This is a genomic window from Natrinema altunense, assembly GCF_000731985.1.
Taxonomy (GTDB): Archaea; Halobacteriota; Halobacteria; order Halobacteriales; family Natrialbaceae; genus Natrinema; species Natrinema altunense.
The window spans coordinates 607,626-632,220 of the sequence record NZ_JNCS01000001.1; the positions used below are offsets into that span (position 1 = coordinate 607,626).

At 64.6% G+C, this 24,595-nt stretch carries 23 protein-coding genes; 12 read left to right on the forward strand and 11 right to left on the reverse strand.

Features of this window, described 5'->3' with window-relative positions; translation table 11 throughout:
* Positions 1–58: 58 nt before the first annotated feature.
* Positions 59–1,720 (reverse strand): acyl-CoA synthetase, encoded by a 1,662-nt coding sequence (locus ALTAJ2_RS03150; RefSeq protein WP_007110724.1) that lies wholly within the window; start codon positions 1,718–1,720, stop codon positions 59–61.
* A gap of 74 nt (positions 1,721–1,794) precedes the next feature.
* Positions 1,795–2,007 (reverse strand): hypothetical protein, encoded by a 213-nt coding sequence (locus ALTAJ2_RS03155; RefSeq protein ID WP_007110723.1) that lies wholly within the window; start codon positions 2,005–2,007, stop codon positions 1,795–1,797.
* A gap of 129 nt (positions 2,008–2,136) precedes the next feature.
* Between ALTAJ2_RS03155 and ALTAJ2_RS03160 the strand changes: the two genes are divergently transcribed.
* A complete protein-coding gene (locus ALTAJ2_RS03160; protein WP_007110722.1) occupies positions 2,137–2,673 on the forward strand; it encodes a Rieske (2Fe-2S) protein in 537 nt (178 codons plus the stop codon).
* A gap of 32 nt (positions 2,674–2,705) precedes the next feature.
* Here ALTAJ2_RS03160 and ALTAJ2_RS03165 read toward each other — a convergent pair whose 3' ends face one another.
* Together ALTAJ2_RS03165 and ALTAJ2_RS03170 are read right to left on the reverse strand one after the other, a co-directional pair.
* Positions 2,706–3,587, reverse strand: a complete 882-nt coding sequence (locus tag ALTAJ2_RS03165) for a TIGR01548 family HAD-type hydrolase (RefSeq protein WP_007110721.1) — start codon at positions 3,585–3,587, stop codon at positions 2,706–2,708.
* Between the two features lie 93 nt (positions 3,588–3,680).
* Positions 3,681–4,085 carry a UPF0146 family protein gene (locus ALTAJ2_RS03170; RefSeq protein ID WP_275039515.1) on the reverse strand — a complete coding sequence of 135 codons (405 nt, stop codon included), beginning with the start codon at positions 4,083–4,085 and terminating at the stop codon, positions 3,681–3,683.
* Positions 4,086–4,124: 39 nt separating this feature from the next.
* Between ALTAJ2_RS03170 and ALTAJ2_RS03175 the strand changes: the two genes are divergently transcribed.
* Positions 4,125–4,646, forward strand: a complete 522-nt coding sequence (locus tag ALTAJ2_RS03175; protein WP_007110719.1) for an archaemetzincin family Zn-dependent metalloprotease — start codon at positions 4,125–4,127, stop codon at positions 4,644–4,646.
* A 53-nt stretch (positions 4,647–4,699) separates the two neighbouring features.
* On the opposite strand, the gene ALTAJ2_RS03180 is transcribed toward ALTAJ2_RS03175, so the two are convergent.
* From ALTAJ2_RS03180 to ALTAJ2_RS03200, 5 genes are all read right to left on the reverse strand, one after another.
* Complete coding sequence (locus ALTAJ2_RS03180; protein WP_007110718.1) at positions 4,700–6,514, reverse strand: ribosome biogenesis/translation initiation ATPase RLI; 1,815 nt, start codon at positions 6,512–6,514, stop codon at positions 4,700–4,702.
* Between the two features lies 1 nt (position 6,515).
* Positions 6,516–6,833, reverse strand: coding sequence for an EMC6-like membrane protein (locus ALTAJ2_RS03185; protein WP_007110717.1), 318 nt, complete (start codon positions 6,831–6,833; stop codon positions 6,516–6,518).
* Between the two features lie 117 nt (positions 6,834–6,950).
* On the reverse strand, positions 6,951–8,051 hold the full coding sequence (locus tag ALTAJ2_RS03190) for a hypothetical protein (RefSeq protein WP_007110716.1): 1,101 nt from the start codon (positions 8,049–8,051) through the stop codon (positions 6,951–6,953).
* 3 nt (positions 8,052–8,054) lie between these two features.
* Positions 8,055–8,627, reverse strand: coding sequence for a DUF7344 domain-containing protein (locus tag ALTAJ2_RS03195; protein ID WP_007110715.1), 573 nt, complete (start codon positions 8,625–8,627; stop codon positions 8,055–8,057).
* Positions 8,628–8,887: 260 nt separating this feature from the next.
* A complete protein-coding gene (locus tag ALTAJ2_RS03200; RefSeq protein WP_449289160.1) occupies positions 8,888–11,596 on the reverse strand; it encodes a DUF7289 family protein in 2,709 nt (902 codons plus the stop codon).
* A gap of 442 nt (positions 11,597–12,038) precedes the next feature.
* Between ALTAJ2_RS03200 and ALTAJ2_RS03205 the strand changes: the two genes are divergently transcribed.
* The 7 genes from ALTAJ2_RS03205 (at position 12,039) to ALTAJ2_RS03235 (ending at position 19,391) form a co-directional block, all read left to right on the forward strand.
* Positions 12,039–12,686, forward strand: coding sequence for a hypothetical protein (locus tag ALTAJ2_RS03205; RefSeq protein WP_193365022.1), 648 nt, complete (start codon positions 12,039–12,041; stop codon positions 12,684–12,686).
* Between the two features lie 60 nt (positions 12,687–12,746).
* On the forward strand, positions 12,747–13,916 hold the full coding sequence (locus tag ALTAJ2_RS03210; RefSeq protein WP_007110712.1) for a CARDB domain-containing protein: 1,170 nt from the start codon (positions 12,747–12,749) through the stop codon (positions 13,914–13,916).
* Between the two features lie 166 nt (positions 13,917–14,082).
* Entirely contained in the window at positions 14,083–15,261 is a 1,179-nt protein-coding gene (locus tag ALTAJ2_RS03215; RefSeq protein ID WP_007110711.1) for a signal peptidase I, read from the forward strand.
* A 139-nt stretch (positions 15,262–15,400) separates the two neighbouring features.
* On the forward strand, positions 15,401–16,585 hold the full coding sequence (locus ALTAJ2_RS03220) for a DUF5305 domain-containing protein (protein WP_049901007.1): 1,185 nt from the start codon (positions 15,401–15,403) through the stop codon (positions 16,583–16,585).
* 158 nt (positions 16,586–16,743) lie between these two features.
* The gene (locus ALTAJ2_RS03225) at positions 16,744–18,393 is read left to right on the forward strand and encodes a long-chain-fatty-acid--CoA ligase (protein WP_007110709.1); all 1,650 of its coding nucleotides are present in this window, start codon (positions 16,744–16,746) and stop codon (positions 18,391–18,393) included.
* A gap of 242 nt (positions 18,394–18,635) precedes the next feature.
* Positions 18,636–18,932 carry a MarR family transcriptional regulator gene (locus tag ALTAJ2_RS03230; RefSeq protein WP_006186143.1) on the forward strand — a complete coding sequence of 99 codons (297 nt, stop codon included), beginning with the start codon at positions 18,636–18,638 and terminating at the stop codon, positions 18,930–18,932.
* Between the two features lie 45 nt (positions 18,933–18,977).
* Entirely contained in the window at positions 18,978–19,391 is a 414-nt protein-coding gene (locus tag ALTAJ2_RS03235) for a hypothetical protein (protein WP_007110708.1), read from the forward strand.
* Between the two features lie 66 nt (positions 19,392–19,457).
* On the opposite strand, the gene ALTAJ2_RS03240 is transcribed toward ALTAJ2_RS03235, so the two are convergent.
* Both ALTAJ2_RS03240 and ALTAJ2_RS03245 read right to left on the reverse strand, forming a co-directional pair.
* Positions 19,458–20,375, reverse strand: a complete 918-nt coding sequence (locus ALTAJ2_RS03240; protein WP_007110707.1) for an NAD+ synthase — start codon at positions 20,373–20,375, stop codon at positions 19,458–19,460.
* 272 nt (positions 20,376–20,647) lie between these two features.
* On the reverse strand, positions 20,648–21,250 hold the full coding sequence (locus ALTAJ2_RS03245; protein WP_007110706.1) for a hypothetical protein: 603 nt from the start codon (positions 21,248–21,250) through the stop codon (positions 20,648–20,650).
* A gap of 166 nt (positions 21,251–21,416) precedes the next feature.
* On the opposite strand from ALTAJ2_RS03245, the gene ALTAJ2_RS03250 reads away from it, so the two are divergent.
* From ALTAJ2_RS03250 to ALTAJ2_RS03260, 3 genes are all read left to right on the forward strand, one after another.
* Entirely contained in the window at positions 21,417–22,142 is a 726-nt protein-coding gene (locus ALTAJ2_RS03250; RefSeq protein WP_081603399.1) for a bacteriorhodopsin, read from the forward strand.
* Positions 22,143–22,695: 553 nt separating this feature from the next.
* Positions 22,696–23,478, forward strand: coding sequence for a lycopene cyclase domain-containing protein (locus ALTAJ2_RS03255; RefSeq protein WP_007110703.1), 783 nt, complete (start codon positions 22,696–22,698; stop codon positions 23,476–23,478).
* Positions 23,468–24,529, forward strand: coding sequence for a Brp/Blh family beta-carotene 15,15'-dioxygenase (locus tag ALTAJ2_RS03260; RefSeq protein ID WP_007110702.1), 1,062 nt, complete (start codon positions 23,468–23,470; stop codon positions 24,527–24,529). Before ALTAJ2_RS03255 ends, ALTAJ2_RS03260 begins: the two co-directional genes overlap by 11 nt.
* Positions 24,530–24,595: the final 66 nt, after the last annotated feature.

The window sequence follows — 24,595 nt, forward strand, 5'->3', positions numbered from 1 at the left end:
GAATGCCGCCCTCACGGCGGTCTCCAGGCGGGGAACGATAGGCGTCGATCGCCGCGGCTCACTCCTCGCCAGATCGGTCACGCTCCCGCAAGGTGCGACGACGGATCTTACCGGTCGTCGTGGTCGGCAGCCGCTCGACGAACTCGATGTGTTCGGGGTACTCGTACTCGGCCAGTCGGTCGCGAACCAGGGTCCGAATCTCCGCGCGGAGTCCGTCGGGGTCGTAGTCGTCGATCGCGGGCTTGACGAAGGCCTTGATCGCCTCGCCGCGGGTGTCGTCCGGAACGCCGACGACGCCCGCCTGTTCGACGGCCCGGTGCGTGAGAATCGCGTCCTCGACCTCCATGGGGCCGACGCGATACCCGCTGGTGAGGATAACGTCGTCGGCCCGGGAGACGAACCGGACGTAGCCGTCCGCGTCGCGCTCGACGAGATCGCCGGTCAGGAACCAGCCCTCCTCGGTCCGCTTGTCCGCCGTCTTCTCTGGCAGCCCGTGATAGGCGTCGAAGAAGACCCGCCGATCGCCCGGCTTCACCGCGAGTTCGCCGACCGCACCGCGCTCGAGTCGCTCGCCCGTCTCGGGATCGAGCACCGCGATCTCGTAGCCGGGGAACGGCTTGCCCATGCTCCCCGGCCGCGTGTCGAACCAGCGCTCGGCGTTGCCGACGACGAGATTGAGTTCGGTCTGCCCGTAGAATTCGTTGATCGAGACGTCTTCGAACGCCGCGTCGACCCAGTCGACGACCTCCGACGTGAGCGGCTCGCCGGCCGAGGCGACGGTCTCGAGCGAAAGGTCGTACCGCGCGTCTGGGTCGTCGACAGTCATCAGCATCCGGAGCGCGGTCGGCGGCATGAAGGTCGCGGTCACGTCGTGGCGCTCGAGCAGGTCGTAGACCGCGTCGGGGTCGAACCCGTCGCGGGGCCAGCCGACGACCGGACAGCCGTGGTGCCACGCCGCGAACAGCGTTCCGCCCAGCGCCGCGCCCCACGCCCAGTCCGCCGGGGTCCACAGCGTCGCCTCGCCCGCCTGCAGCCCCTGGTCGAAGTAGTTGTACGCCGCCGCGGCCCGCCCGAGCCAGAGCGCGTGGCTGTGGCGGACGCCCTTCGGTGGCCCGGTCGAGCCGCTCGTGTACATGATCGCCGTCGGCGTCTCGGGGGTCGAATCGTAGAGGTCGATACCCGGGTCGTGGGCCGCGACGAGATCGTCGAACGCGTGGGCCCCGCTCCGGACCGACTCACTGTCGCCGAGTTCGATCACGTGCTCGAGTGCGGGACACGCCGCGCGGATCTCGTCGATGGTCTCGCGGACGCTCGGGTCGACGACGGCGACGGTCGCCTCGCTGTCTTCGAGACGGTACCGGAGCGCATCGCGACCGAAGAGGACGGTCAGCGGTACCGAGACCGCACCGAGTTTCCAGTTCGCGAGATGAGTCAGCGGGTTCTGGGGTTTCTGCGGGACCACGACGCCCACCCGATCGCCGGCCGCGACGCCGAGGTCGGCGAGCGCGGCCGCGAGCCGATCCGATCGCTCGTCGAGGTCGTCGAACGAGTAGGTCTCGAGGCCGTCGTCGGGAGCCTCGTACCGCAGGGCCGTCCGACTCGTGTCCTCGTGTTTGCGGAGGAAATCGACGGCGGGATTGTACTCGTCGGGGAGGTCCCACGTGAACGCCGCGCGGGCGGTCTCGTAGTCGTCGTAGGTCGGCATCACCGTCCAGGCCATGCGGTGGCGTACCGGGGCCAGCACATAGCGTTTTTCGACACGCGCGAAAATCACGAACGGCCCGGCGCTCCCGGTCAGTCCTCTTCGGTCGTCTCCGGTTCGTCCGTGTCGGGGTCGTCGTTCGTTTCCGTTTCACCTGCGACCTCGATCTCCGCCTCGACCTCGATCGAGAGCCCGTCGGCCTCGAGTTCGCCCTCGAACTCGCGTTCGTCACCGACTTCGATCTCGAGTTCGTTCGAGTCCACTTCGACTTCGACCTCCACGTCGACGGTAACGTCGTCGTCCATATCGTCTCTTTCCGGCGGCCGACATAAAGGAATGTCGCGCGTTTTCGCGGACCGAATCCGCTCGCCCGCGTCCGTACACCCGGACCCTCGGTCCGGAACGTATTTTTAGGCCGGCCGAAAACGAGGCGTATGAGCGATTCCGTGCGAGTGACCCTCGAGAGCACCGACGAATCGAGGGCCGTCCGCGTCTACGACGACGAGGGTGACGTGTCGACCGGGGACGCGACGTTTCGATTCAGCGTCGACGGCGGAACCGAAGGGGAGTCCGACGATGCGGCCGGCGCTGCGGGGGCCAGTGGCGACGACCCTCGCCGCATCGCCCCGCTGGCGGCCGTCCCGACGAACGGGACGCTCCGGTGTGAAGCCCGACGCGACCGTCGCGGGACGGAACTGATCCTCCGACAGGAGGGCGGCGAGGTCGCAGCGTGGCGGAACTCGTGTCCGCACGAGCCCGACGTCCGCCTCGATCCCGGGCCGGGGGCGATCGTCCGCGACGATCAGTTGGTGTGTCACGAACACGGCGCACGCTTCGAGTGCGACGACGGCGTCTGTACGGCGGGTCCCTGCCGGGGCGACGCGCTCGACTCGATCGCGGTCGCCGTTCGCGACGGGACCGTCTACCTGACCGACGATCGCTTCGATTCCTGTCGCCGGTTAGACGAGTAGCACGTCCCCCGCCGTCGCGTTCCCCGCTCCGACTACGACTCGAGCCACTCGGGAAGGTCGTTCACCGACTCGAGGACGGCGGCTGCACCCTCGCGCTCGTACTTCCGCCGTCCCTCCTCGCCGGTCAGCCCGCCGGTCAGGACGCCGATTCCGCGGTACTCGCGATCGGGGTCTGCCTCGGCGGCGTTGCCCGCCGTCCGAACGTCGTCCAGCGTGTCGCCGACGAAGACGACCGAATCGGCCCCGAACCGCTCCGCGAGGGTCGTCAGCGCGCGCGGATGGGGCTTCCCTTCCTCCCAGTCGTCCATCGTGAAGCGATGTTCGACCGGAACCGCGTCGTCGAGGCCGACTCGATCGAGGGCGATCTCGGCCTCGGCTTCCGGCCGGCCGGTCAGGACGCCCACGTCGTAGTCCGCGAGCAGCCGATCGCGGACCGCGCGCTCGAGCACCACCGGCTCGTCGTGGATGAATCCCGGCGTTTCGCGCTCGAGATCGGGCTCGCCGCCCTCGAGTCCGCGATAGAGGTCGTCGCCCAGGTACAGTTGCTGGAACACGTCGCGCAGTCGCTCGCGGTTCCAGCGGTCGGTCACGCGCTGGGTCGCCCGCGCGCCGATCGCCTCGCGCACGACGGTCTCGGCCGCCCCGACTCCGCCGCCCGCAGCGGCGATCTCGTCGGTAAACGCCTCGAGCGACTCGCTGTACCCTTCCTCGACCGCGAGGATGTAGAGCGCGGCGGCGTCGGTGAGTTCCCAGTCGTTGTTGAACCCGCCCGCGTCCTTGAACTCCTGAATGTCGGCCGCACGAATCGTCCGGCCGTAGACCGCGTCGATGGATTCGACGATCGCCCGCCGGTAGGAGTCGGCGACGTCGACGAGCACGCCGTCGATGTCCAGGACGACTGCGTCTGCGTTCATACCCGTGGGAACGGGCCGGCGAGGATAAAGGCGACCGGTATTCGACCGTGGGCGTGCGACGATCAGCGCCGACTCCCGACCGCGGGCGGGCCGTCACCCCAGCGGCCCTCGAGCGACGTACAGCGTCCCCGCCTCGATTGTCACCCGTTCGACCGGCACTGCGGGCTGATCGCCGCCCAACGTCGTAAAGAGGAAGTCGGCGTCACCCGCTCGAGCCACCCGTAACGCCGGTCGGTGGAGTTCCGGCGGCAGGTTCCGCGCGTACACCGCGTCCGCGCCGGCGTAGACCGACGGATCGGGATCGACGACGTCGTCGCGGACGAACGCCACGCCGTCCGGAACGTCGCGGTCGTAGACGTCCGTCGCAGTGACCGAAACCCCGCGGTCGGCGAGCGCTCGAGCGAGATCGGTCCGGCGGCCGATCCCGACCTCGACGACCTGATCGTACTCGTCAATGTAATCGATCATTGCATCGGGATTCCGGCGCGAGTGGGCCACGGCGGGACGTTTATGACACCCGCGGCCATAGCCCTTGCTATGCTCGTCGATATCGTGCCGGTCGGCAACGTCTCCGCCGAGGTCAAGCGGGCGGCCTCCACCGCGTTGCGATCGGTCTACGACTGCGACGTGTCGGTCAACGACTCGCAGTCGATCCCGAACGGAGCCTACGACTCCGATCGGAACCAGTACTCCGCCGAAACGTTCATTCAACTCGCCGAACGGGTCGGCCGCGGCGAAAAGAATATCGCGATTACCCCACAGGATCTCTTCTACCGGCGACGAAACTACGTCTTCGGGCTCGCCTACCTCGACGGCAGCGGGAGCGTCGTCTCGACGTACCGACTGCAGACCTCGAGCGACGGCGGCTTCTCGAACCAAAGCGCCGCCGACATCTTCGAGGACCGCGTCCGCAAGGAGATCGTCCACGAGATCGGGCACACCTACGGCCTCGAGCACTGCGATAACAACCGCTGTGTGATGAACTTCTCGCCGACCGTCCGCGAGGTCGACATCAAAGAGGAACACCTCTGTGGCAGCTGTCAGCGCCTGATTAGCTAATCGTCGGCGTTTCGCCCGCCGCGATTCCGACCGTTACGACTCGAGTCGACGGCCTACGGCGCGTAGTAGTACTCGCCGTCGCTTTTTTGCTGGCGATCCAGTTGCGATTCGGGCTTGTTGATCCGCGGCCGGGAGGTCCGCTCGTCGCGGCGGAACGTGACCTCGAGGTTCGCGAGGAACTCGTTCATGCCGTCGCGCATGGGCTGGGGTTGGCCGGCCCGACCGTGGACGGCCGGTTCGCCGTCGAAGACCATCAGCCGGTCGGCGAGCAGGTCCATCATGTAGATGTCGTGGTCGATGACCAACACGGTGGCGTCCTGCTGTTCGGCGTAGCGTCGGATCGCCTTCGTGGCCTGGACCCGCTGTTCGACGTCGAGGTGCGCGGAGGGCTCGTCGAGCAGGTAGAGGTCGGCCGAATCGGAGAGGCAGGCCGCGATGGCGACCCGCTGGCGCTCCCCGCCGGAGAGGTCCGAGAGGTTCTGCTCCATGATCCGCTCGAGTTGGAGCGGCTGCGCGATCTCCGTGTTCCAGTACGAGGAGCCGAACTGATCGGTGATCGACGAGAGGAACGCGTCGACCCGCATGTGCTGGTCGATGGTGACGTACTGGGGCTTGTACGAAATATCGAGGTCGAGATCGGTGTCGCCCGCGTCGGACTCGAGGTTGCCGGTCAACAGCTTCGCGAACGTCGACTTCCCGATCCCGTTGGGGCCGACGATGCCCAGCACCTCGTTTTCCCGGATCGTCCCGCCCTCGATCTCGAGGCTGAACTCGCCGTCGCCGTAGCTCTTCGTGAGATCAGGGTACTCCACGAGCGCGTCGGCGCGGGTCGCGCTTCGGGGCGCGTGTTCCTCGAACTCGATCGGGTCCGGCCGGATCCGCATGTTCTCGTTCTCGAGATAGCCCGAGAGGTACTCGTTGATCCCGTTGCGGACGGACTTGGGCGAGGTAATCACACCGTAGGCACCCGGCTCACCGTAGGCGACGTGGAGCGTGTCGGCGAGCAAGTCGAGGATCGCGAGGTCGTGTTCGACGACCAGCACCGACTTGTCCGCCTCCTCGGCGAGTTCGCGGATCAGCCGCGCCGCGGTCACGCGCTGCCCGATGTCGAGGTACGGCGTCACCTCGTCGAGGAAGTAGAAGTCCGTGTCGCGGGCCAGCGTGGCCGCGATGGCGACCCGCTGGAGTTCCCCGCCCGAGAGGTCGTCGATCGATTGCTCCATGACTGGCCCGAGCGAGAGCCGCTCGACGAGCTCGTCGAGCACGCCGCGCTCGTCAGTCCGCTCGAGCAGCTGGCGGGTGTTGCCGTCGAAGCTGTTCGGGATCTGATCGACGTACTGTGGCTTCCGTGCGATCGTGATGTCGCCGTCGCGGACGTCGGCGATGTAATCCTGTAGCTCGGTCCCGCGGTAGGCTTCGAGGACCTCGTCCCAGCCCGGCTCTTCGTCGTGGCGACCGAGGTTGGGCTCGAGTTCGCCGGCCAGGATGCGGACGGCGGTCGTCTTCCCGATCCCGTTTGGCCCCAAAATGCCGGTGACCTGCCCCTCCTGTGGGGCCGGGAGCCCGTACAGCGAGAAGGCGTTCTCGCCGTAGCGGTGGACCGGCTCGTCTTGTAACTCCTGTGGGAGGTTGATGATTTCGATGGCGTCGAAGGGGCACTTCTCGACGCAGATGCCACAGCTCTCGCCCAGGCAGATCTCCTCGGAGATGTGGATCTGTTCGGGCTGGCCCTCGTCGGCCTCCTCGCCCCGAAGGGTGATACACTCCTTGCCGGTGCGGTTCGGCGGACAGTAGTTCTTGCACTCGTAGCTACACCGGTCCGGCTGGCACCGATCTAAGTCTACGACGGCGATGCTGTCGTCGGCCATGTTACCCCGAGACCTCCGCGGTCAGCAGGATACCCCACGTCACGAACCACAGCGAAAAGGTCATGAACGCGATGAACAGGTAGTGTTTCGCCCCGAACTCGTCCTCGCCGTAGATCCCCGAGAGGTTGATGAGGACGTACTGGACGAGGATCGCCCCGAGAACGAACGCGAGCGCCTGCGTGTCCTGTGCCGCCGCCTCCGACAGGCCGACCCAGGTTGCGGAGGCCAGCGCCGCACCGACGCCCAGTAGCGCGGACAACGCCGTCACGCTGACCGAGCGGATGTGCTCGCGCCGGTCGCTGATCGATTCGGTCGACATGGTCCGAACTCTGTCGTCAGTGGTGAAAAGGGGTTCGCATCGTCGGACACGAATCGTACCCGGGCACCGTTCGATCGGGCGTCCCGCGCTCGGTATGGACCATCGCGCGGCACGGTCTCAGCATTCATCGATCACGGAGCCAGCGGAGAGATCGCCGTTGAACCTGACGTCGCACCCGACGTAGAGCGTCCCCTCGGCAGTGACGTCGTCGTTGAACGTCACGGAGTCACCGACGTAGACGTCGCCGCCCGCATCCAGTTCGCCGTCGACCTTGGACCCGCTACCGATGTAGATATCCCCGCCGGCACTGATATCGTCCTGAACCTTCGACCCCGACCCGACAGTGATATCCTCGGTCGCGGTGAGTTCGCCGTTCGCGGTGTAGCCATCCCCGGTGGAGATGCTGCCACCGGCAGTGACTTCCCCGTTGGTTTTGCCGCCGTCGCCGATCGAGACATCGCCACCCGCCTCGACTTCGTCGTTCATCTTGACGTTCGTCCCGGTCGAGATATCGCCACCGGCGGAGAGTTCACCGTTTGCGGTGTAGTCGTCGCCGGTAACGATGTCGCCGCCCGCCTCGACTTCGTCGTTGGTTTTCCCACCGGTGCCGATCGAGACGTCGCCGCCTGCCTTGACCTCGTCGTTCGCCTTGCCGCTGTCGCCGATCCAGACGGTCCCATCGCTGTCGATTTCGTCGTTGGATTTGCCGCCGGGCTCGATGACGGTGTCGTCGTCGCTCGGCTGTCCTGGAGGCGTTCCGGGTTTGCCGCCAGTGCACTCGTAGTCGACCGTGACCGGGAGGGTCGCTTCCCGAACGGTGATCGCACCGTCGTCGCTGATCGCTTCGGTTACGGTAATGATTCCCGACTCGGTGCCGCTCGTCCCCCCGCCATTGCACGAAACCGTCGCCTGGAGGCTCTCGCCTGCCGCGAGCGTGCCCGACAACCGCCCGTCGACCTGCAAGTCCGGCCCCGTCGTATCCTCGGCCTCGAGAGAGAGCCGCCGTCCCGCATTGTTCTCGATCGAGACCGTCGCTTCGTCACCCGGCCCGTCGAGCGTGAGGTGCGTCGCGTCGACACCGATCAACGCGTCACTCCCGCCGACTGAAACGTCGGCTCCCCGATTCGCCGCGAGTGAGCTAAATCCGAACACCGGACCGGCCAGCAGCACCGCTCCAACGAAGAGGAAGACGACCGCGAGTTTGGTGAACGCGTTCATGAATTACGGTGGCCGCTCCATCTCACCGAGCCGCATCCGTCGGTTTTGGACCACGTGGACGACCGCGGAGGCGGCGAAAAGCCCGACCACCAGCGTGGCCCAGCCGAGTTCCGGGACCGTCTCGGTCGGAATTACCTCGAGCCACAACCCCGCCATCACGACCGACCCGACCGCAGCCAGCCCCAGATAGTAGGTTCCCCAGGGGACCGAGTCGCCGGGCACGATGTCGAGGTAGACGTCCAACTCGGCCGCCTCGTCCGTGAGTTCGATCGTCCGATCGTCGAACGCGATCACGTCGGCGCGCTCGAGGGTGGGCAAGTGCGACTGTTGTAACGACGTGTAGACCCGCTTTCGCTCGGCGGACGTGACCTCCGCGACGTCCTTTTCGAGTTCCCAAGCGGCGACGTGTTCGGCGAGGTCACCGATCGGAACCGGTTCGTCCTCGCGCTTACAGTAGTGGATGACGTACCGGCGACGCTGATTGCTCAGCAGGTCGAAAATTTCGCCCGCCGGTAGCTGGTCGTCTTGACCCGTCCCGTCCGGCGTACTCGGATTGCTTTCACTGATCGTTGCCATCCCCTGTTCAGTACGAATATCGGCGCTGTTGATACATAACGCTTGTTGCTACACCTGTGTTGAATGTCACTAGTAACTATTAATGACAGATCGGCCAGTAGGGAACAGACGCCTTCGGAACGGGATAGCGACCGTCTACGGTCGGGATAGATCGCTGCTTGGATTCCGACTTCGAATCGCTGAGATATAACAGTGGTAACAATACCGGGCGGAAAGATTAGTGTCGGTGCCCGCACCGGCCGTCGCAACACCGGCGGTCGTTAGCCGATGATGATCTTGTCCGTCTCGACCTCGACGCCGGAGTCGAATCCGGATGGATCACTGGAGTCGTCGTCCGACTCCCCGCGCCCGACATCAACGGGTACCCCGTCCTCGCCAACGGGTATTGGGGAGACGATATCTTCAGTCGGAATATCGTCGACTTCGACGAGGACGATCACGTCGTTGAAGTTCGGGTCCCCGGGTGTGTCGGTTTCCTCGGCTTCCTTCCAGAACTCCTCGGGGTCCGTGTTGGGTGGCGCTTCCTCTGTCAGTTCGTACATGAAGACGAACTCCTTTCCTTTTTCCAGGTCGAGATATCCCGTTCCGTTCTCGTATTTGCCACCGAAGAGGTCCTCGTCCCCGCGCTCGAGCACTTCGTCAGCGCTCTGCTGGCGCTGATGTCCCGCCCGTAGCTCTGGCACCGTGTTGTTTTCACTACTCCTGACACGGACGTTCGCCTTGTTCGAGTCGGTCGCCGCGTCCACCTCGAGCGACTTTCCGTACATGTTCGCACAGTCGTAGTGGTCCCAGTAGCCGTTGCCGTCGTATTTCGACCACGTGTCGTGATACGGGTAATACTCACCGTCGGTGTACAGATCGGTGTTCGTCTTCTGGTAATTGCTACAGCTGTACAACGTCGAACTCAGCGTGAGGCTGATTCGATCCTCCGTCGTGAAGTTGTACTTCCAGATCTTGTCTCGCGTATCGTGGGTGTTGAGGTTCTGGTCTTCCGGCGATCGGTACGACTCGTAGTTTTCGCTGCCCCAACTCTCCGGCTGGATCGTGTTCGACTCGCCGATCGGGTTTCCGTTCTCGTCGACCGGTTGCGTGATGATCTCCGTCGTCACCGGTGCCCATCGCTTGTTGTAGACGCGATGCTGTTGCCACGTCCCTGGTCCGTTCCAGGACCAGTCGCCGTATCTGCTCTTGGTCCATTCGAGGTCCCAGCCGCCATCGTCGTCCCACCATATCTCCGTCGGTTCGTCGCAATAGTAGCTGCATCGCAGATCTCCATCGGATCTCCACCCGCCGTTCTCATTCCAACCCTGATTGGTGAAGCCCCATTCACCTCGACCGCTCTGTTTCCACTTTCCGTTCGTTTTATCGCCGTCAACGAGTCGTGCCCGTTGCTCACGAGTTGGTCCTTCCGCCGATACTTCGGTCCCCATGACCGAGACGTTGACCTCGTTCCCGGCGTCCAAAACGAGTTCCGTGTCGCTCGGATCGACGCCCGTGTTGAGGGTAAACGTCTTCGTCACCGACTTGTCGTCGGCGGTGGTAATGCTGTACTCGTAGTCCCCTCGGATCATCCGACTCGCGTTGATGGTCCACTCGACCGTCGTCGTCGCGCCGTACGAACCGTTGACGGTGTTCGGACTGATCCGTTTATATGCATCCGGGGTCTCGTCGTCGAGATACTCGAGTTCGAGATCCGCGCGACCATCGCTCGTGTTCTCGACGCCGATGTTCTGTACGTCCGCGGTAATCGTCACGTTCTCGTCGATTTTGTGGCTGGCGTTCGAGACGTTAAAGTACGAGTCCGGCGTGCCGACGTAGAACGTACCGGGTGTCTCGGTCCGGTCGTCTTCGGTTTCGATGATGTACTTGTACGTCTCACCGTGGTCGAGTTTCTTTTTCGCGGCTGCATCGAGTTCGAACTTGAGTTCCGGATGGCCGATGGTCCGTTCACCGCCGTTTTTGGGAACTGAGAGATCGGAATGCGTGGTCGTCAGCAGCGTCTTGTTGCTGTCGTCATCCAAGATCGTTGCAGTGATGTCTTGGCTTTCGTCTCGCTGTCCGACGTTCTTGATCGTCGTTTTAATACTGAAGACGTCATTGCCGCCTTTCCCCTTTCCGGCGAGGGAGCGTGCGAGTCGCTGGTCTTCCGCCAGCGCTTTCCCACCGGGGCCCCGAAGCCCGTGGTCCTCTTTGACGATGAACTTCGCAGGGTCGAACGGCTCTCTGATGTCGGTAAGTTCCACTGTCACCGCATCTCCGTCTGTAGTCACGTTCGCTTCCGTTCCGAACTCCGAGTCGAGGTACTGATACCACCCCTCGTGATAGGAACTTTCAATCGTGAATTTCACGCTCGTCCCGTTCGGACAGTTCTGGGCGACGGTATTGATCTCCTCAGTGAGGTCCGTCGCTTTGCTGTGGTCGGCCTTCGCCACCGCCTCGGAGGCACCGAAATCTCCCTCCTCGAGTTGGAGGATTTGGAGCTGTAACGTCTCACCGTCGTACCCGATCTGGGGTTCCGAAACGACGGTGGTCCGCCCGTTGGCCTGCTTCCAGACGCCGCCCCCCTGATGGGCGATCGTCCGGCCGTCGAGTTCGAACTCGAGCGCACGGAGACTCTTCTCCCCGGTCGAGCAACTCGGTCCCGATTCGTTGTACCACGTGACGTTGATCGACCCGTCGTCCGTGATCATCGGTTTTTCAGCCTGCATCTCGTCGATCGGCAGCGGCTGGTTTTTACCAGTCGTCGCGGCCGTCATGATTCCTTGGTCCGTCTCTTCGACGAATTTCTGTGTCTGTTCGGAGTTCACTTGTGTCTGGATTGCGTCGAACATCGCTGACCCGGCGACGAACACCACTGCTGCCCCCAGTATAACGAGTGTAAACAGCAACAGGATCCCGATTATCGAACTTGCCCCTCGATCCCCAGCGTCGCTTTTCCGACCCCGGGATGAACGTCGTGTACCCACCATTAGCTCTGTTCGTACTACCCGGAATAAACATATAAAAATACGCGAGATAGTTTCATTATCATAATTGAGAATCGTCGTCTCAAGTACCACTTGATTGAGACTCAACCCGGTATCTCCGGCCGTTGAACGCGGCGAGACGAGCGCTGATCGGTCAAATCGGGGTTCGTCCCCGCTCGACTCGTGCGCCACCGCCAGTCGAACGTCCCACGCAGTGGCTGCCACTACGTCGTTTCGCTTCCCCCTCGGCAGTGTTTCAGGCGGCACTTGCTCGTATCGAGGCCCGGAAGAACGCGTTCAAGACCGTCTTGAACGGCTGTATGGCCGGTCTTTCGCCGGTTCCGGTTACTCAATACAAAGTGGGTAGGTGTTATAGTCGTGAGTAGGAACTGCGTTCCAGCACCCCCGGCGGTCGGTGCTTGGACGTAGCACGGAGATACCAACCATGAACATGAATCGACGGAATGTGTTAGTCGGACTGGGAACGATCGTTGCGGGTGGCGGGGCCGCGCTCGGAACGGGCGCGTTTAGTAGCGTCGAGGCGGACCGGACCGTCTCCGTTGCCGTTGCCGGTGACCAATCCAGCGCACTCGCGTTCGAGACCAGTGATAGCAACGGGAACCAATATACGGACGCCTCATCGATTACGAACGGGACGCTCGAGTTGACGTTCGACGACTTGGGGAGCAGTTCCGGAATAAACCTCGGCGCAAAGACGACGTTCAGCCCGCTGTTCCGGACGATCAACAATGGCTCGAACGGCGTCAACCTGAGTATTTACTCGAACGACGGGACCATCCAGACGTCGCCGACGATTCTGGATAGTTACAATGCCGTGATCGAAAACACGATCACCGACGGGAACAGCAACACGCTCACGATCGAGTACGCGTTCACTGACGAAAACGATAACTCGATCGTCGGCGACGGAACCAACGGCTCTTCGGTCGCCCTGGATGCGACGGGCGGGTCCGATCCCAACGAGGAGGTCTCGTTGGTGATCGGTGTCGCGAATCCCGGTTCGAGCTTCGATCCGAGCACGAGCATCAGCGGGTACCTCTCGGAAGTAACCGTCGTGGCCAGTTCCGCATAACGTGCTGGACTGACAGTTGCGAGCCGCGTATCGGTGGCCGATCGAGTCCGGTTCTGCTATATGAAATCGTACCACTATCTACTCGTGGCCACGTTGCTGGTCTCGCTCATCGTGCCAACGGCGGCACTGACGATGAGTGGGGACAACGCTACTGAGGACGTCGTTCTCGAGTCCGGAAACGCTGCCAACGGACAGTACGCGGCCATCGAGAACGGTAAACTCGGACTCGACCTCGAGGCCCTGAACGACCGGTCGGTCACGCGTGCGGACGACGTGTTCAGGATCACCGTCACCGACGACGCGGTCGAGCGGATCTGGATCGACCACGACGTTCCCGGGCTCACGTTCTATCGGAACGACCAGCCGACGGCGACGGTCAGCGAGGCACGCCCGCTCGAGCCGTCGGCCGGAACCGTCGCGCGTATCGGCGTCGCGGTCGATACGCACATCGCACGGTCCGGGACGGAGACGTTTACGGTCACGGTCCAATACGCGGACAACGAAACCATGCCAGGGGGGTCCGCGGGGGGCTCGAGCGGATCGCCCCCGGCCGAATCGACGGCCATCGGCGGCTCGGCGCTCGAGCTGTCACCCACGACGGTGGAGGCGGGCGAGACAGTGACGGTGACGGCGACGTATCGAAACGACGGCGAAACGACTACCTCGTCGACCGTGGCTCTGACCGTCGACGGGACCGTGGTCGATCAGCGGACGATTACCCTCGAGCCCGGCGAATCGCAGTCCGTCACGTTCGAGCGGTCGATGGAGTGGCCCGGGACGTACGATGTCGGCATCGAAGGAGTGGGGAGCGCGTCGGTGACCGTCGACGGGCCGGCGGCCGACATCGTCAACGCGACCGTCGTCGATCCCGACATCACCGCCGGCGAGTCGACGACGATCGAAGCGACGGTCGAAAACCCAACCGACGAGCGAGCCACGCGCACGCTCGAGATGGCAGTCGACGGGATCGTCGTCGATAGTCGGGCCGTTTCGATTCCGGCGAACGGCGAGCGGACGGTAACCTTCGAGCGCCGGTTCGACGAGTCCGGGACGTACGAGATCGCCGTCAACGCCGTGTCCGCGGGCACGGTGTCCGTCGAGCGGGCGGCGTTTTCGATCCGGGATCGGGAACTCTCGCCGGCGACGACGGCGGCGCTCGCTCCGCCGGCGACGGCGGGACTGCTGGTCCTGGTGATCGCTGCGAACCGCCGGTGGGCGTTCCTCCGCTAGCACGCTGTCGGAGGGCAGTCCCCACCGAGCGGCGGTGGGAGAGCGCTGCATCTCGCTCGCGAGTCGTCGCGGTTCGGATCGTCCTCTCGCGACCTTTATGCTGCTGGATCCGAAAGATATAGTACTCGAACAGTCAGCCGACCATGACCGTGTCAGCAACTGATTCATGACCGCCGTCGGACTCGCAAAGCGAGGGCTCGGCCTCGTCCTCGTGCTGGCCGTCCTCCTGCTGGTAGTCGGCCAACTGCTCGGTCAGCCGATCCTGCTTGGGTACGTCGCGACTGGGAGCATGGAGCCGACGATCGACACCGGCGACGGGTTCGTGGCGATTCCGAGCCTCGTTGCCGGTGACATCGAGGAGGGTGACGTCGTCGTCTACCAGGCCCGGACCCTCCACGACGGCGGGCTGACGACCCACCGCGTCGTCGGCGAAACCGAGGAGGGGTACGTTACGAAAGGCGACGCGAACCCGTTTACCGATCAGGACGGCGGCGAACCCCACGTCACGGAGGGTCAGATCGTCGCCGAAGTCTGGCAGCCAGCGGGGACCGTGGTAACGATCCCACAACTCGGAACCGCGGTGTTGGCGATTCAGGGGGTCGCAGCGTCGGCCGCCGGCGTCGTCGCGTCGGTGTTCGGACTGGCGACGATGTCCGGGAACGGACTCGGTGCGCTCATGGTCGCGATCGGCGTCGCGTTGCTCGGCTTCGGAACGCTTTTCGATCGACTCGGCCCATCCAAGCGCGAAACGAGGCGATCGCGATCGCGCGAGAACGTGATCGCCTTCTGGACCGCGCTCGGCCTCGTCTTGCTCGTGTTCGTCACGTTTGCGACCGCGGCGATGGTCGTTCCCTCGGGAACGACCGAGTACGAACTCGTCAGTTCGGAGTCACCGGACGACAATCCACAGATCGTCGCCCCCGGCGAGACGGCGACGCTCACCCGCACCGTCGACAACTCGGGGTATCTGCCGATCGTGGTCGTTCACGAGGCCGAAAGCCGCAGTATCAGTGCGGACCCGGCACGGCAGACCGTCGGTATCCGTGACAGCGGCGAGACGACGGTCTCACTGTCAGCCCCCGAGGAGACGGGCGAGTATACCCGTCATCTCGGCGAGTACCGCTATCTCGCCGTGTTGCCGCCGTCCGTCCTGTTCTGGCTCCACGATCTCCACCCGCTCGTCGCGATCGCGTCGGTTAACGGCGTCGTCGTCGGGCTCGCCGTCGGCATCGTGCTCGTGATCTTCGGCAGTAACGACATCCGGTTTCGATCCGCTGGCGATCACATCCCGTTGTCGACGCGACTCCACCGAAAGCTTCGCAAGTGGCGCAGAAACCGGGACTAGCGGCTCGAGGCCACTACCCTTATAGTGGTTCATTTCCTTCACTCCCGTATGAATTGTCCCGGTGACCGACCAGTTCGAAAGTGGACGGTTCGGCCACCGAATGCGCTCGGACGTGGGATCCGAGCCCGGAGGTCAACGAATGATCGATAACCCGCGTCTCGAGTTGCTGCTGGCCAAACAGGGCCGGACGATCACGATCGCGCTGCTCGCGGTGGGGCTGCTCGCGATCGGAGCGACCGGCTGGGCCGTCGCGAACCCGGAGACGACGACCGCACCCCAGTTCGGCGAGGAACGGGTCGCGGTCGACGCCGACACGAGCGCCGTCGTCACCGAGAGCGGGACGCTCTGGACCGAGGGCGAGCAACTCACCGATAGCTCGGTGTACTTTCTGAACGCCACACCGGAGCTCACCGTCGAACCGAGGACGACGCTCCGAAACGAAACCAGCGGGACGCCGATCGAGGACGGGGCAGTTACCCACGAACTGCGGCTTCGGTTCGAAGCGAAGCGCGAGGGCACGCCGTTCTGGAACGAGACCCACCAGGTGCTCCGCGAGTCGCCCGCGGTCGACAACGGCGTCGCGACGTCCCAGACGACGATCGACCTCGAGTCCTACCGGCAGCGCCAGCGCCAACTCGAGCGCGAGATCAGCGGCGTCGGCTCGGTCGATCTCGAGATGGTGCTCCGCGTCGAGTACGAGACGGATCGCCATCAGGGGACCCTCACGAGCACGGTGCCGGTGACGATCACGGAAGACGCCTACTGGCTCGAGGGGTCGCTCTCCGACTCCGCATCGAACAGCCACCGCAGCGGGACGGTTCGGACGACGGAGTCCCGTAGCCCGGCGCTCGTCGGCGGTCTGTCGGTGCTTGGGACGCTCTCGCTGGCCGGGGCGGCGATCGTCGCCCGGCGCTCGCCGACCGATGTCGAGGGTGCGCGCCGCGCGGTCCACGAACAGCGCTACGCGGAGTGGATCTCCCGGGGTTCGATCCCGATGTGGATCGGCGATTACCACGTCTCGCTCGACACGCTCGAGGACGTCGTCGACGTCGCGATCGACACCAACGAGCGGGTCGTCCACGATACCCAGCGGGGGCTGTTCGCGGTCGTCAACGACGGCGTCGTCTACTACTACAGCGACCGCGGCCTCTGGGAGGAGACCGCCTGGCCGGAGATGGACCTCGAGAAGCAGCCGGACGTGATCGACGGCGACCGTGACCTGTCCACCGAGGAGATCCTGGAACTCGACCCGAGCGACGAGTTCGCCGCCCCCGACGATCCGGATGGGTTCGAGGACGACGAAGACGTCTGGAAACAGCTGTAGTCCCTGTTCTCACCGCGGTGTCTGCCGCTAACTCGAGCCGTCGACAGTCTGCCGTCCCCTCGTGGGACGAAACGCGGCGTCGACGGTCCGCGTCGCTAATCTGCCTGATCGATGATAAACGAAATCACTATACGAGCCATCTCCGAATGCTTCGCCGTATGGAAACGCCACTCATTGTCACGGACTTTCTTGAGCAGGCGCGGGACCACTACGGGGAGCAGGAGGCGGTCGTGGGGGCCGACGGCGACCGCTTCACGTACGCGGAGTTCGGCGAGCGCGCGGACCGCTTTGCCGCGGCGCTCCAGGAGCGCGGTATCGAGAAAGGCGACCGCGTGGCCGTCCTCGACCCGAACACGCACTACCACCTCGAGGCGGCCTTCGGCGCGATGCAGATCGGGGCCGTGCATACGCCGCTGAACTACCGGCTCGAGCCGGACGATTACGAGTACATCCTGTCGGACGCGGGCGTCGACGCGATCTTCGCCGACTACGAGTACGCACACAAGATCGAGGCGATTCGCGACGAGGTGCCGACGGATACGTTCATCACGAACGATATCGACGCCGTTGGGGACGGCGACTCCGGGCGAGCTGCGTCGGACGAGTCCGACGGAACGTGGGAGGACTTCGATACCGTCGTCTCGGCGGCCGGGACGGAGTTCGACCGGCCCGAGATGGCCGAGGACGAGATCATCACGATCAACTACACCTCGGGAACGACGGGCGATCCGAAGGGGGTCTGTCGCACGCATCGGACCGAGACGATCCACGCCTATCTGATGTCGATCTACCACGAGATCACCGACGACGACACCTACCTGTGGACGCTCCCGATGTTCCACGTCAACGGCTGGGGGCACATCTACGCGGTGACGGGACTGGGCGCGACCCACGTCTGTACGCGCGGGGTCAACCCCGACGAGGTCGTCTCGTCGATCCGGGAGGAAGACGTGTCCTTCCTCTGTGCCGCTCCCGCGGTGCTCAACCAGTTGATCGACTACTACGAGAGCGAGGGCGAGCCCGCGATGACCGGCGAAAACCGGGTCCGAGTCACGACCGCTGGCAGCGCGCCACCGGAGGCGACGATTCGGGCCGTCGAGGACCGCTTTGGCTGGTACCTGAAACACCTCTACGGCGCGACCGAGACGGGGCCGCTGATCACGATCTCCGACGCGAAGCGGCTCATGACCGACGACAACCGCTTCGAGATCAAGAAGCGCCAGGGGATGGGCGTCCTCGGGACCGACGTTCGGGTCGTCGACGAGGACGGGGCCGACGTCCCCCGCGACGATCAGACGCTCGGCGAGATCGTCGTCCGGGGCAACCAGATCATGGACCGGTACTGGAACAAGCCCGACGCGACCGAGGAGGCGTTCAACGACCGCGTCGAAGGCTACTATCACACCGGCGACCTCGCGACCATCGACGAGAACGGCATGATCGCGATCCGCGATCGCAAGAAGGACATCATCATCTCCGGCGGCGAGAACATCTCGAGCATCGAACTCGAGGACACGCTGTTCGATCACGAGGCGGTCGCGGACGCGGCGGTGATCCCGGCACCGAGCGACGAGTGGGGCGAGACCCCGAAGGCCTTCGTCGTGCCGTCGAACGGCGATCCGTCCGATCCGCCGGTGTCGGCCGACGAGTTGACGGCGTTCACTCGTGAACAACTCGCGAGCTACAAGGTCGTTCGCCGGGTCGAATACGTATCGGAGTTACCCAAGACCGCGACCGGGAAGACACAGAAGTACGAGCTCCGCCAGCGGGAGTGGGCCGACGAGGACCGGATGATCGGCGAGGGATAATCGGGAAGCCGCCGGGCCGCCGGGTGAGGACTCGAAACCGTTCGAACAGCCCGTCGTCGAACCGATCACGCTCGCCGACTCTCGTCGGACTCGATACCTTCGTTCCGCTCGGCGATGATACGACTCTGCCGTCTCTCAGCGCCCAATTCGACATTTTACCCCTTAAAACATGTTGTAATCTATCGTCGTTGCCGGTCGGTAAGGCTCAACTTTTATACTGCTGGAGCCTTTCGAATCGTAATATGGCAGAGACCGACGGGGAGGAGATCGAAGACTTGCCACCGAGCGCGAAACTCGTCTTCAAGGTCCTCGAGTACGACGGGCCGCTGACGCAGAAACAGATCGTCGAGGAATCGATGCTCTCGGCTCGGACGGTCCGATACGCCCTCGAGCGCCTCGAAGAGATCGGGATCGTCGACGAGGACATCTACTTCGCGGACGCCCGTCAGAGCCTCTATCGGCTCGAGGAACCGGTCGCGGCCGACGGAAACGGGGGCGTCGAGGAGTCCCCGAAGAAAGACGCCTGCTGTGCCGAATAACGGCGAGAACGCCAGGGTTATTTTCTCGGGGAGTGCGGATTCGATATGGACAAAGAGCGGCTCCCGCGGTGGGGATGGCTGCTGATCGGCCTGTTTCTGGCAGCGCTCGGTGCGAATCTGCTCAACCTGCTCGTTCTGGTACCGACGGTTCTCCCCGAGGCGTACCGGTCGGTGACGGTCATCGCGATCATGTCGCCGGTGCTGATCTACGTCGGCGTCTGGTACGACGAGGAGCGCCAATCCTACTGGGAACATTCGCGTGCGCGGGTCGTCGGCGACGTCCTCTTCGTCGTGGCCGGCGCGGCGCTGGGCTCGGCGGTCGCGCTCGCGGCTATCATCGATCTGGGACTGTCCTCGTTCCTGCAAGACGTCCTCGCGATGGCCGCCGGATTCCTGCTGGCGTGGGGGCTGTTCTGGTGGCGTAATCCGGACATGTATGCCATCGAAACGGATCGGTGAGGTCGTCCCGTCGGAGTCGCCGTCCGCCACGAGCGGGCGCGGTGTCCCGTCCGCGAACCGCTGCCGCTACTCGAGGACGTCCGTTCGGTCGCCGGCGCGGCCATCGTCGCGCCCGCAGAGCCCCGGCGTCGGCGGGGTCGTCCGTTTGTGAGCGGTGGCAGCGTGCAGGGATGCGATCTCGGCGGCCGTTTCGCGGTCGATTCGCAGGTCGGCGACGGCCTCCTCGAGCGACTGCTCCGCGTCGACGAGCCGGTACAGTAGCGGATCGATGACCTCGTAGCGCGCGCCGAGTTCGCCGGCGTCGGTCTGCGTGGCCCAGAACCCAGCCGTCGGCTCCTTGGAGATGATCCGTCGCGGGAGCCCGATGTGTTTCGCGAGTGCGCGGACCTCCGTCTTGTAGCAGTCGCCGATCGGATAGGCGTCGGCCCCGCCGTCGCCATACTTCGTGAAGTAGCCCAGCAACCGCTCGGAGCGGTTCGCAGTCCCGAGGACGAGCCGTGACTGGCGGTTCGCCGCGTAGTAGGCGGTGACCATGCGCAGCCGCGCGACGGCGTTGCCGACCTCGTGGGTGCGTTCGTCGGGCCGCCCGCGCCCGTTTGATTCCGGCTCGAGTTTATCCGCGACCGTTCCCTCGAAGGCCTCGAGGAGCGGCCGCAACTGAATCTCTTCGTAATCGATCCCCAATCCCTCGGCGAGCGTCCGGGCGTCGCTGACGTGAGCCGCATCCGTCTTGTGACAGGGGAGTCCGAGTCCGAGCACGTTCTCGTTGCCCACGGCTTCGACCGCGAGCGCTGTCGTCAGCGTCGAGTCGAGGCCGCCGCTCATCGCCACGACGACGCCGGTCGCCCCCGCGTCGGCGACCCGGGTTCGAACGTCGGCGACGATCCGCTCGCGTATCGCCTCGAGCGAGCGACGATCCGTGACGAACGCCTCGTTCGTACGCTCCGCGTCCGAGAAGACGAACGTCGTCCTATCTACGCTCATACGCTGGGATCACTCCGTTGTTCACGTATCGCCTGGACGATCATCTCACATATGAAGCTAATCCTTAAACACCTAGTTCACCAATCCGTATCGGGGATTCATACGGCCCGGTACTTGTGGAGCTTTCTGATCATATGTCCACTCTCACGCCGCCGGAACTGTCCTTCCGCACGTTTGCAGCCTCTCCGTCGGCGGGGTCGATCGTCACCGGGTTCTTCCGGTCGCTCGCTCGAGTTCCGCTGCGAGGATACGTGAGGAATCCCGATCGTCGCTTATGCCGAGGAGAGGTATCGGCCGGCGGCGTAGACGACGCAGGAACTGATCGCTGCCGCGGCACCGACGGCGATCACGGGTACCGGGACGCCGGTCCGTCCGTAGGGATCTCGCGGTGCGGATTCGATGACGGCGGCGACGGTCTCGACGCCGGCGTGGCCGAGCAGGAAGAAACCGACCGTGATCAGGATCGCGAAGCCACCGGTCGCCAGTCCGAACATCGACGCGACGTCCTCGACGTTCAGTAGCGCGTGTACCTGTGACTCCGAGAGGGAGGGCTCGTACCGCCGACGCGCGATCGCCACCGCGACGAGACAGGTCGCAGTCCCCAATTCAATGCCGCCGGCGTAGACTCCGACCCAGAGGACCAGCGGCGACGACCAGAGCGGATCGCCGCCCGGGAACGTCGCTTGCACCGACGACGGATAGGTGGCGACGATCGGAACGACGAGCGCGAGCACGAGCAGCAGGCCGCTCTGGTAGACGAGTTTTTGCGGAATGCGGCGCTTGATCAGCGCGTATCGCTCCACTCTGAGTCGTTCGTACGTCGATTCGCCGAGGAGTGCGTCCGCAATCGGGTCGTTCGGATCAGTCGAGGTCATCAGTTGTGGAGGGAGCGTCGTGATCGGGCTATCCGACTGAACACAGAACATCCCAAAATACGCTGCGGTTTCACGCCCCACGTCAGATTTCTGGACATACACGACACGATAGTGGTTATTTTCGTTAGGGTCAAGTAATATGTATTGCTCTGCTCTAGCAACACCCATGGCCGCAACAGTTGGCCCAGAATCCATTTGGCTCTGGATCGGCACGATCGGGATGACCCTCGGAACCCTGTACTTCATCGGTCGCGGTCGTGGCGTTCGTGACCGGAAGATGCAGGAGTTCTACATCATCACGATCTTCATCACAACCATCGCCGCTGCCATGTACTTCGCGATGGCGACCGGCTTCGGCGTCACCGAAGTCATGGTCGGCGACGAGGCGCTCACGATCTACTGGGCGCGCTACGCCGACTGGCTGTTCACGACGCCGCTGCTGTTGCTCGACCTCTCGCTGTTAGCCGGGGCGAACCGAAACACGATCGCGACGCTGATCGGCCTCGATGTCTTCATGATCGGTACCGGCGCGATCGCAGCGCTCTCGTCCACCCCGGGTGCTCGGATCGCCTGGTGGGCGATCAGCACCGGTGCCCTGCTCACCCTACTGTACGTCCTCGTCGGGACGCTCTCCGAGAACGCGCGCAGTCGGGCCCCCGAGGTCGCGTCGCTGTTCGGGAGACTCCGCAATCTGGTTATCGCGCTGTGGTTCCTCTACCCGGTGGTCTGGATCCTCGGCACGGAAGGGACGTTCGGCATCCTGCCGCTGTACTGGGAAACCGCGGCGTTCATGGTGCTCGACCTCTCGGCGAAGGTCGGATTCGGCGTGATCCTGCTCCAGAGTCGCTCCGTTCTGGAGCGGGTCGCGACGCCGACGGCTGCCCCGACCTGAGGCCGTTGCATCGACTCCCGGCGTACGGCTCCGTGACGCTCGTCTCGCAACCGATCGCGATTCGCGTTCGTCGCCGGTTCGAACGCGGGCAGCCGACGGACCGCGCCAGTGATCGACGCGAGAGCGGAGATTCGGACTCCGTGCCGGTCACTGCCAGTTCGTATCCGACTCGAGACGGCCGCTCGTTTATGTGTCGCTCTGGTGAAGTGAGCCCGTTCATGCAGTCAGTCCACGACCCCGGTTTCCGCGCCTGGAACGCCGTCCCGCAGAATGGCGCGACTGACCAAGACCGATTCGAGTCCGTCTTCGGCGGTGACAACACCTCTCTCGTGCTGTCGTTCGTCGTCACCATCGCACCGGCGACGGCGAGGCGGACTACGGTACCAGCACGCCCGGACCCGCCACGTTCGGCAACCGATCGAACCGATCCAGATCGAGTAACCCGTTCGTCCCTACGCAGTATGGAGACGGCGCTATTCGGCTCCCGGCCGTACGACCGTCCACAGCGGTTCCGGTTTCCGCCAGCACACCGACTGCGAACGTCGACCCGCCCATGACCGTCCAGCTCACGTACTTCGGCATCCACCTCGCGTTCCTGCTGCCACCAATCCTGATTCTGGGACGGCTCGCGATCCGACGCGACCGCGCCTGGTGGGGGGTTCGCCCCCTCTCGGGACTCGGCGTCATGATCGCCCTCGCCATCGTCTACACGACGCCGTTTACGAACCGTCTCATCCCCGTCGGCGTCTGGTGGTACGGGGAGGGTGCCGTCCTCGCGACCGTCTGGCACACGCCGCTCGAGGAGTACCTTTTCTTCGCTCTCCAGCCGATACTGACCGCGCTCTGGCTGTTTCAGGTGCGGCCGTCCGCCGATCGGTCGCTGGCGATTCCTCGCACACATCGACTGCTCGGCGTCGCCGGCGGGGTGGCGATCGCCGTCGTCGGCTGGGTGCTCCTCGGCGACACCGCGACGTACTATCTGGGCTGGCTGTTCCTCTGGGCCGGGCCGGTCCTCGCTCTCCAGTGGGGGTTCGGGTCGACGTATCTGTGGGCCATCCGCCGGTCGCTGCTGGTCGCGGTCGCCGTCCCGACGCTGTACCTCTGGCTCGTCGATCGGATCGCGATCGAACTCGGCGTCTGGGTCATCTCAGATACGTACACCACTGGTCACGCGCTCCTCGGTCTCCCGATCGAAGAGGCGCTGTTCTTCCTCGTGACCAACCTCTTCGTCGTCCAGGGGATCACCATGTACGTCTGGGTCCTCGATCGAATCGGCGGCGTTTCGGCGTGGACGAGCGCATCTCCGCGGGTTCCGACGAGTTCCGATGACCGGTGACACGATCGGTCGGCGCGCCGACGTACGAGCGAGCACCGAGAGTCGATCGCGGGCCGCTCGGCTGGCCCTCGGTTTCGGCTCGCTGCTCGCCGTCGCTGCCGCGGCGACGATCGCGTTCGGGTCGCCGCCGCTCGTCTCCCAGTACGTGCCGCTGGCGCTCAGCGTCGTCGTTCTCGGACTCCCCCACGGTGCGGTCGACCACCTCGTGTTACCGCGGGTCCGAGGCGACCCGGTTACGCCGCGATCGCTCGCGTTCGTCGGCGTCCTCTACCTCCTCCTCGGCTCCGCCTACGCTCTCGTCTGGTTCCTCGCGCCCGTCGCGGCGTTCGTCCTGTTCATCCTCGTCACGCTCGTCCACTGGGGACAGGGCGACGTCTACGCCCTCCTCGCGTTCGTCGGCGCCGACCACCTCGAGACGCGGGCCAGCCGGCTCCTCGCTCTCCTCGTCAGGGGCGGCCTCCCGATGCTCGTCCCGCTGGTCGCCTTTCCCGGGCAGTACGCGTTCGTCGCCGAGACGCTCGTCGGGGTGTTCGATCCCGGCGCGGCGACCGCGCTCGAGCCCCTCTTCGAGCCGACGGTTCGGGCGGCCGTGACGATCGGGTTCGGGTCCCTGATCGCGCTCTCGCTCCTCCTCGGGAGCCGTCGAACGAGCCCCGGCGAGCGGTGGCCGTGGCTCGTCGATGCCGCCGAGACGCTGGGTCTGGTCGGCTACTTCGCCACCGTGCCGCCGATCCTCGCGATCGGTCTCTACTTCTGTTTCTGGCACTCGCTCCGGCACGTCCTTAGAACAATGCTCGTAGACCCCGTCGCTAGCGCGGCCCTCGAGCGCGGGGCGATTCGGACCGCCGTATACCGGTTCGCCCGTGACGCAGCGCCGTTGACCCTCGCCGCGCTGGCCGTCCTCGTCGGGATCTGGGTCTCCGTCCCACGAACACCCGCGACCGTCGCCGACATCATCGCGGTCTATCTGGTCGGGATCGCGGTGCTGACCCTCCCACACGTCGTCGTGGTCACGCTGCTCGATCGGGAAGACGGGATCTGGTCGCCCTGAGTCGGGGTAGCGGCCGGTCGCGCACACCGCCTCTCGAAACATCTGCACCGAAAAGCTGCTCGCTCA